We start from the raw sequence: 9,250 nt of genomic DNA, 5'->3' as shown, positions 1-9,250 counted from the left end.
GGTTCTCGGCAACAAGCCTCGCCTTCATCCAGACCGCGATGATCAAGCTCATGACAAGGCGGCTCGCCCGCTATCCGCTTTCTTGAACAGACTCTTACGGCCGGTGCGGTTTTTTTTGCGGTTGCCTGACCGGGCTTCGGCGATACTATGCCGTCATCGCCACCATCCGCCACATCCAAAGGAGTTACAGTCCATGTCCGAGACGATCCGAATTGCCAATGATAAACTCTCCGTCGCGGTTTCGCCTCGTGGCGCGGAAACACAGTCCATCATGACCAGCGATGGCAGGTCCTGGCTGTGGAATGGCGACGCTGAGTTCTGGACCGGGCGTGCACCGATCCTGTTTCCGATTGTCGGCAAGGCACCGGATGACACGATCACGATTGATGGCCAGCCTTACACGATGAAGCAACACGGCTTTGCCCGGAAATTCGGGTTCCGCCTGGCAGAGCATTCCGATACGGTCTGCCGTCTTGAGCTTGAAGCGGATGCTCGGACAAAAGAGATTTACCCGTTTGATTTCAGACTTTCCGTCGCCCATGTCCTGGAAGGAGCGACACTGAAAGTCGTCTCGACGGTTGTCAATTCCGGAGACAAACCGATGCCCTTCGGTTTTGGGTATCATCCAGCGTTCAACTGGCCGATGCCGGGCATGAATAAGGGCCATGTCCATCACGTTCATCTGGAAAATGACGCAGAGCCTTTCATGGTGCGGCTGCGCGACGGGCTGATCGACCTGACACCCCTGCCCTCACCGTTTTCAAAAGGTCTTCTGGCTCTGGATCATGACTATTTCGTTGATGATGCCATGATCTTCCCAGAAGGCGCAGGAGACCGCCTGACACTCAGCGCCGAGGACGGTCCTGCCCTGCATTTCACCTTCGAAAACCTGCCAAATCTGGCGCTGTGGACCAAACCCGGCGCACCTTATATCTGCGTTGAGCCATGGCACGGCATGGCAGCAGCACATGGGTTGGGCACAGAGCTATCAGCCCGACCATCGACCAAAACCCTCGCGCCCGGCGAAAGCACAGACTTTACCTTTACCGTGACCTTCGACGGATAAAACGACCACAAACAGAATGTGACGGTCTGCCACGCGCATACCGTCACATGTTTTTACGTTTAATCCTGAATGCGAGCGCAGAAGCCATCAAAGGCTCCAAAGTCGATATGCGTGTCGTTCAGCACAGCCGTTGCTCCGGGAAGGTCAAGCGTATCGAGGTGGCTCATAACGGTTGGCAATGCCACGCTTTTTGGCTTGCTGGCAAAATTGAAGGCAAACAGAAGTGTCTCATGATCATCTGAACGGGTGAACACCAGAATATCGTCATCACCACTTTCCTTAAATGCAATTGCTCCATCGAACAGCGCACTGTGCGCCTTCCTGAAAGACAGGATCGCACGATAGTGATTATAGACGCTTGCCGGCTCACCGGCCTGCTCAAAAACGGACAGCGGCAGATGCGCATCCGGCACGGGCAACCATGGCTTATCGGCCGTTGTAAACCCGGCATGTGCCTGTTTGGCGCTCCATGGCATCGGGGTGCGGCAACCATCCCGCCCCTTGAATGACGGCCAGAAACGGATGCCATAAGGATCCTGCAAATCCTCATACGTCAGCTCTGCCTGCGGCAGGCCAAGCTCCTCGCCCTGATAGAGGCAGACCGAACCGCGCAGCGTCGCAATCACCGACAGCGCCAGACGGGCAACAGGTGCGCGCTCTGCCTCACTTTTTGCAAAGCGTGACGCATGCCGGTCGACATCATGGTTTGAAAAGGCCCAGCAAACCCATCCATCTTCAACCGTGCTGAAAAAATCCTCCACACATTTGCGGATGTGAAACGGTGTAAATTCCGGGCCAAGAAAATCGAATGTGTAGCACATATGCAGCTTATCGCCGCCGGAGGTGTAGTCCGCCACCGTCTTCAAGGAGCGGGCGCCGTCGCCAACCTCACCAACAGAGGCACGACCATCATACTGATCCAGCAACGCACGGAAGCGCTGCAGGAACGCGACATTTTCCGGCCTTGTCTTGTCATACTCATGCTGCTGAAAGCCATATGGATTAACGTCTGGCGCATCGAGCCCTGTCGGACCGAGATTGCCATCAACCGGCGGGTTGTCACGCAGTTCTTTGTCACAGAAGTAATAGTTGACCGTATCGAGCCGGAACCCATCAACACCGCGCTCCAGCCAGAACCTGACGGTTTCAAGCAGGGCATCCTGAACCGCTTTGGAATGAAAGTTCAGGTCCGGCTGACTGGCAAGAAAGTTATGCATATAGTATTGCTTACGGACGCCATCCCACTCCCAGGCAGGACCACCGAAAACAGACAACCAGTTGTTTGGCGCGGTACCATCCGGCTTGGCATCCGCCCAGACATACCAGTCTGCCTTGTCATTATCCTTGCTCTGGCGGCTTTCCTCAAACCATTGGTGGCGATCGGATGTGTGAGAAAGCACCTGATCAATCACCACTTTCAGGCCGAGACGGTGCGCTTCGCTGACCAGTTCATCAAAGTCGTTCAGGGTGCCGAACATCGGGTCGACGCCACAGTAGTCGGAAACATCGTAGCCCATATCTTCCATCGGCGAAGTGAAGAAGGGCGAAAGCCAGATCGCGTCGACACCCAGCTCAGCAACATAACCCAGACGTTTTGTAATACCTTTCAGATCGCCAATCCCGTCGCCGGTCGTGTCCTGAAACGAGCGCGGGTATATCTGATAGATCACGCCGCCGCGCCACCAGTTGGCGCCATCATTCGTCCGCTGCTGCATCGCAATGTCCTTTTTTGAAAAGTGATGAGCTGAAGATTAATAACCTGAGTGTCTGATCGTAAATGTGAAGACCGTCCATTGTGTTCCTGTTTATTTCAAACAGTGGACAAGCATCCCTGCAAGCGCATCTGTGTCGATTTGTAATACATCTGTCACACGCTACATCTAACAGGGCTTAACGTCTTACGTTGAATGCGGAGCACGTCGTGGACACGATTATCGCGCAGAAAACGCGCAGCGGCCAGAGTGGCAACTATACCAAAAAGCTGACACTGATCTCCGATGCATGGCATCCACAGGTCAATGGTGTTGTGCGTTCCATCGAAAACACCAATGCCGAGCTTGATAAAATGGGCGTTCAGATCACCATGATCACGCCCGATATGTTCCGCAGCGTTCCGATGCCAACCTACCCGGAAATCCGGCTGGCACTTGCATCATATGGTCATGTTGCACGCCTGATTGAAGCCTCAACGCCGGACTATGTGCACATCGCCACTGAAGGCCCTTTGGGTTTCAAGGCCCGTAAATGGTGCCTGAAAAACGGAATGCCGTTCACGACAAGCTATCACACACGGTTTCCGGAATATGTTTCCGCGCGTGCGCCAATCCCGAAAGACTGGCTCTATAAATTTGTGCGCAACTTTCACAATTCCGGCAATGGCTGCATGGTGGCCACCGACAGCCTCGAGCAGGAGCTTCGGGAACGTGGCATCAAGAACCTGATGCGCTGGGGACGGGGCATTGATGCTGAACACTTTCACCCCCAGCCACAGGAAGAAAAGCCGTTCGGGCTTGAACGACCGATTTTCCTGACGGTCGCACGCGTGGCTGTCGAGAAGAACCTGCCTGCATTCCTGGAACTCGACCTTCCGGGCAGTAAGGTGCTCGTCGGTGACGGCCCTGCCCGCAAGGCGCTGGAAGAAAAATATCCCGATACATATTTCGCCGGACAGCTGAGTAACGGAAAACTGGCTGCGGCCTATGCGCAGGCGGATGTGTTTGTTTTCACTTCAAAGACCGACACATTCGGCAACACAACCATTGAGGCACTGGCCAGTGGCGTGCCGGTTGCTGCATTCCCGGTAACCGGTCCGCGCGACATTCTCGACGGTCATGAAGAGGCCGGCGCGCTGGATGAGGACCTGAAGGCAGCATGCCTGAAGGCACTCGATTGCTCGCGCGAAAAAGCCCGCGCACTGGCTGAAGAATTCAGCTGGGAGGCCGCCGCCAGACAGTTTTACGACAACATGATTGAAGCGCATGACCGCCCGTCGGAGCGGTCATGAAATGCTGATTAAGGTCAGCGCTTTTTTTTGCGCTTATTGCCGAAGGGGTTGTCCCCGGCACGCAAGTGAATGCGGATCGGCACACCCGGCAAATTGAAATCGTTACGCAAACCATTTGTCAGATAACGCAGATAGGATTCCGGAACGGCGTCGGGCCGCGTGCAGGAAATCATGAAGCCCGGCGGGCGGGTTTTCACCTGCGTCATATACTTCATCTTCAAACGGCGTCCGGCAACGGCCGGTGGTGGATGGCTGACCGTCTGACTCTCAAGCCAGCGGTTGAGCCTGGCTGTTGCAATGCGGCTGTTCCAGACTTTGTCCGTATCCGCGATGGCCTGCATCAGCTTATCGAGACCGGTGCCCCGTTCGCCGGAGATCGGCACAGCGCGGATCCCACGGGCCTGCGGCAAAAGCCGGTCCGTCTTTTCGCGCAGATCAGCAAGTACAGCCTGCCGATCCTCAATCAGGTCCCACTTGTTAAAGGCCAGCACAGCAGCGCGGCCTTCGCGGATCACCAGATCCACAATCTGCAAATCCTGCTTCTCAAACGGGATCGTGGCATCAAACACAATGACAACGCATTCGGCAAACCGGATAGCCCGCAGCGCATCGCCAACGGACAGCTTCTCAAGCTTTTCGGTGACGCGTGACTTTCGCCGCATTCCGGCGGTGTCAAACAGCTTGATTGCGCGATCGCGCCATTCCCATTCAACCGAGATGGAATCGCGGGTAATGCCTGCTTCCGGCCCCGTGAGCAGACGCTCCTCCCCCAGATAGCGGTTGATCAGCGTTGACTTTCCGGCGTTCGGACGGCCGACAATGGCAACCCTGAGCGGTTTGGTGTCGTCGTAGGGCGCGACCTCTTCCGGGTTATCGGCCTCTTCCTTGGTCAGCAGGACATCGGTACGGGCTTCGTCTTCATCGTTCTTATCGTCGAAAGCACGATCTTCGCCGATCGTTTCGATGATCGCTTCACGCAGGTCATTCATCCCCTGCCCGTGCTCGGCGGAAATCGGACAAGGCTCTCCAAGGCCAAGCGTATAGGCATCGTAGAAGCCCGCGTCAGAGCCACGTGCTTCGGCCTTGTTGGCAACGAGCACCACCGGTTTGCCATGGCGGCGCAGCATGTCAGCCATTGTATGGTCATCCGGTGTCAGGCCGAACTTGGCATCGACGACGAACAGCGACAGGTCTGCTTCATCAATCGCGGCCTCAGTCTGCGCGCGCATGCGGCCGGGCAGCGTATCTTCATGCGCGACTTCAAGGCCAGCCGTATCGATAATCGTGAACCGCAGATCGAAAAGCCGTGCTTCGCCGGGACGCCGGTCGCGGGTTACACCCGGCGTATCATCAACAAGCGCAAGTTTCTGACCGACAAGCCGGTTGAACAGCGTCGATTTGCCGACATTCGGTCTTCCAACGATGGCAACCGTAAAACTCATGGGTCGTTATCCTTGAAAACGGCGAAGACCGTTTACTGTTGTTCAGAAATGTCACCGTTCGCGGTCATGACTTCAAGCAGGATCTGCGCGCGGTTAAGAACGTTGCGGGGCGACTCGCTGTCATTGGCGATGGCTTCGAACCAGTCCGCAGCCTGCTGATAATCCTGTGCGCGATAGGCAGAAAGTCCCAGAATCTCACGGGCAGAAAAGCGGAACGGATTACCATCACTGGAAAGCGATTCAACCTCTGCAGAGACCTGATCATAGGTTCCCGTATCAACCAGCAACCAGCCAGCACGCAGCTTGGCGGCATCGCGCACGGCGGCGGGGATGGAGCGATCCTTGCCGATGCGTGAAAATGCCGAAATGGCCGCAGCGGTGTCTCCGTCTTCAGCAAGAAGCGTCGCCGCACGAAGCTGAGCCAGAACCGGATACGCACCATGACCTTCGGCTTCGAGCTGATCCAGCGTTTCCTTGGCCGCATCGAGGTTGCCGTTTTCAATGGCTGTCAGCGCCGACAGAAACACATCGCCCGATTCTGCGGCCTGCCGCGATTGCCAGTATTCCCAGCCCCGCCAGCCGGCCGTGCCAAGCACGAGAAGGATAGCGAGTGCGATGAGAATACGGCCATACCGCCGCCATGCATCACGCATACGGTCGGAACGCAGTTCCTCGTTGACTTCGCGAATAAAGCTGTCGTCCTGATTAGCCATTCGATACTCCGGCCCGATCTTTCAAGTTCCAGTGCCGGGCCTTCTAAACGTTTTTTTCCCGCGTGGTAAGGGCAAAAGCTCGCCTTTGCCCCTCATTTCAAAACGAAACACCGCGCTACATGGCAAATGAGATCGGAACACCGATCAGCCAGACATGCAGCTTCCATATGAACAGCCCCCACAATATGACACCAAGCAGCACAGAATAAAGGTCATAAAGGCTTGAAACAAAGGGCTTTCGCGTCAGGTTTCCAGCACGTTCGCGCCTTGCCAGCGAGATCCGCAGAATAACCGCCCAGATCAGAATCCCCACGAACAGAATGACGGAGGCTGTCTCACCGTTTGCAAGAAGATGCGCGAAGGCCCAGATCTTTACCGACAGGACCATAGGATGCTTTGCAAAGCCAGCAATCTTTCCCGGCGGAAAGAAGCTGGCGGAAAGACAGATCATCGCGATCAGCATCAAAAGCGCCGTGAGGTGGGTCATCCACAGCGGCGTTACATAAAGTACACCAGTGACCTGCCTGGCCTGACCGAAAGCCCAGATCAGAAAAACAAGCGAGGCCAGCGCTAAAACCGAAAAGACACCCCGCCAGCCGTTTTCGCCAAGCCGATCAATCATCGACTGGCGAAAACCCGGCGCGAATGCGTGAACGAGGTGTAAAAGCGTGAAAACCAGCACCGCGATAACGAGCATAGTCATGAGATATCCTCTCGCTGAGACATTAGACTGACGCTCACATTATCGCAGGCTTCGGCAAACAAAAATGCTGTTGTTTATCAAAACCCGCTTTAGTCGTCTGTGCGATCAGCTTTCAACATCGCCACCCGGCTCCATGTATTGTTCCTGATCGATTTCCGGCAGCCCGTGGCCAAAAATTGCAGCTTCGAAGGCATGCAGACGTTTATAGATTGAAAGCAGCTCGACAATCGTCGTCCAGGAATTAATCAGATACTGGAAAGAACTGGAGACCTGGCCAAACGCCGTCAGGATTTGCTGGAAGATACCAAAAGTGATCGTGCCGGCAACAATGGTCGGCACCAGCAGGAAAGTTGCAAACAGCGCATCGGCCTGCAGATAGAATGACCGCGCCAGATTGAAATACATATAGTGAAAATAAAGCCGGAAGTAATTCTTGCGAACGTTCCCGAAAAGCTCACCAAGCGTCATCGGATCGGCACGGTCTTCGTGGTCCTCACCATAGACCAATTCTTTACGATAGGCGGCTTCAACGCGCTGGTTGCGGAATTCCAGCCCCGGCAGTTTGATACCGACAACGGCCAGAAGCGTGGTGCCGAAAATCGACCAGAAAATAGCAGCCAGAAACAGAGGCGCCGGGACTTCTCCGATAAATGGCAATTCGGTCACATAGCTCGACAACGCCAGCAGAACAGGCAAAAATGCAATCAGCGTCATGACCGCATCGATCATGGAAACGCCGAGGCCTTCCATGATTGAGGCAAAGCGCATGGTGTCTTCCTGAATACGCTGGGAGGCACCCTCGATATGGCGCACCTTGCCCCACATGCTGGTGTAATAGTCGTTCATGGCCGTGCGCCAGCGGAACACGTAGTGGCTGACAAAGAATCGCTGAAGCACGAACACCCCGATTGCCACAAAGGCAATCTGAGCGAAGATCAGCATGAGGCCGTAGAGGTGACCATCCGTAATACTCTGGTCTCCCTCAAGTGCTTTCTGGATCGAATCCCAGAACGGACGACGCCAGTTGTTGACTGCGACCGAAATCTGCACCGAAAAGTAAGTGATAAAGATGATCAGTGCAGACCCCCAGACCGACCAGGGCTGCCATTTGTGGTTATCGCCGAAAACCCACCAGAATGCAGCAAATGCGAGCGTGAAAGCGCCATAAACAACATAAAACCAGAGAAAGTCCGGCGTAATAAAGTGCGCAAGACCAATCGGCTGCTGATCGGCAGGAAGCCGGACAAAGCCAAGATCCTCCCCCAGACTTCGGCCGATTGTGTACCAGAACAGGACGCCGATAAGCGCCCAAACAACAGCAGATGAGAAAAAAAGCTTTGGCTTGGGAAAAAACGACTGAAACAAGATGTGCCCTTCTGGAAAATTCTTTGACGATAACGCAGCCAACGCAGAAGACAGCGCTCGCATCAGGAAATCTAGGGCAATTTTGGCAGGAAGGAGAAGATTAACATTAAAGTTTAGACATAATTCAGCCGGACTTGCGCCCGGCTGCCGCCTTTTCCTGATCTAAAGAAGAAACAGGCGTATCCACAAGGCGGTCACTCAGTCGCCATCGCCAAGTGTGAGGATCAGCGGCCCGGAACGGGTTGCGACCAGCGTATGCTCATACTGAACCGTCAGCGCCCGCGGCACACTGTAAAGGATCCACTCCTGATCTTCCGCCTCGTCTGCCCATTCACCGCCGAGCGACAGAAATGGTTCAATCGTGAACACCTGCCCCTCGGCAATCCTGCGGCGTTCGCTCTTGTCCGGCCATGTCGAAAGCTCGGATGGTTCATCATGCAGCGAACGGCCAACGCCGTGGCTGGCCAGATTCTTGATCAGCGAGTACCGGTTCTTCTTCGCAAAGGCACCGATGGCATTGCCGATCTCACCAAATGACGCGCCGGGTTTGACCTGATTGATGCCCGTCCACATTGCGCGCTTGCCATCACGGCAAAGACGCTTCACTTTCGAAGAAACAGGCGGAACAGCAAAGGATGAACCGGTATCGGAAAAGAAGCCATTCTTCTCGGCCGAAACGTCAATATTGACAAGATCACCGGCACCGATCACCCGGTCGCCCGGAATACCATGTGCGACTTCTTCATTCACCGAAATGCATGTGGCTCCGGGAAACTGATAGGTAACCTCGGGGGCTGACTGTGCGCCATGATCGGTCAGAAACTTCCGTCCGATCCCATCGAGTTCGCGTGTCGTGATACCAGGTTCAAGCGCATCCGCCATGGTCTGAACCGCTTTTGCGCAAATGCGGCCAATGTCTTTCAGGGCTTCAAGCTCGTCTTCGGTCTCGACAATCAT

At 55.1% G+C, this 9,250-nt stretch carries 8 protein-coding genes; 2 read left to right on the top strand and 6 right to left on the bottom strand.

Annotated features, from left to right (window positions below; genetic code table 11):
* Positions 1-193: 193 nt before the first annotated feature.
* The gene (locus tag EDC90_RS05615) at positions 194-1,066 is read left to right on the top strand and encodes an aldose 1-epimerase family protein (protein ID WP_132309430.1); all 873 of its coding nucleotides are present in this window, start codon (positions 194-196) and stop codon (positions 1,064-1,066) included.
* 59 nt (positions 1,067-1,125) lie between these two features.
* Here the strand turns inward: EDC90_RS05615 and EDC90_RS05610 are convergent, their stop codons facing one another.
* Entirely contained in the window at positions 1,126-2,781 is a 1,656-nt protein-coding gene (locus EDC90_RS05610; RefSeq protein ID WP_132309428.1) for an alpha-glucosidase, read from the bottom strand.
* Positions 2,782-2,996: 215 nt separating this feature from the next.
* Between EDC90_RS05610 and EDC90_RS05605 the strand changes: the two genes are divergently transcribed.
* Entirely contained in the window at positions 2,997-4,070 is a 1,074-nt protein-coding gene (locus tag EDC90_RS05605) for a glycosyltransferase family 4 protein (protein ID WP_245510952.1), read from the top strand.
* A gap of 14 nt (positions 4,071-4,084) precedes the next feature.
* Here EDC90_RS05605 and der read toward each other — a convergent pair whose 3' ends face one another.
* The 5 genes from der to map all read right to left on the bottom strand — a co-directional run bounded on the left by der (position 4,085) and on the right by map (position 9,250).
* Positions 4,085-5,512 (bottom strand): ribosome biogenesis GTPase Der, encoded by a 1,428-nt coding sequence (gene der / locus EDC90_RS05600; RefSeq protein WP_132309424.1) that lies wholly within the window; start codon positions 5,510-5,512, stop codon positions 4,085-4,087.
* Positions 5,513-5,544: 32 nt separating this feature from the next.
* Positions 5,545-6,225: a tetratricopeptide repeat protein gene (locus EDC90_RS05595; RefSeq protein ID WP_132309422.1), complete on the bottom strand. Its 681-nt coding sequence runs from the start codon at positions 6,223-6,225 to the stop codon at positions 5,545-5,547.
* 115 nt (positions 6,226-6,340) lie between these two features.
* Positions 6,341-6,928 (bottom strand): NnrU family protein, encoded by a 588-nt coding sequence (locus EDC90_RS05590; protein ID WP_132309420.1) that lies wholly within the window; start codon positions 6,926-6,928, stop codon positions 6,341-6,343.
* 105 nt (positions 6,929-7,033) lie between these two features.
* A complete protein-coding gene (gene sbmA, locus EDC90_RS05585) occupies positions 7,034-8,293 on the bottom strand; it encodes a peptide antibiotic transporter SbmA (RefSeq protein ID WP_132309418.1) in 1,260 nt (419 codons plus the stop codon).
* Between the two features lie 198 nt (positions 8,294-8,491).
* A complete protein-coding gene (gene map / locus EDC90_RS05580; RefSeq protein WP_132309416.1) occupies positions 8,492-9,250 on the bottom strand; it encodes a type I methionyl aminopeptidase in 759 nt (252 codons plus the stop codon).

This window comes from Martelella mediterranea (assembly GCF_004342225.1).
Taxonomy (GTDB): Bacteria; Pseudomonadota; Alphaproteobacteria; order Rhizobiales; family Rhizobiaceae; genus Martelella; species Martelella mediterranea_B.
The sequence above is the reverse complement of the archived record's forward strand: the minus strand, read 5'-3'. Positions and strand labels throughout refer to the sequence as shown.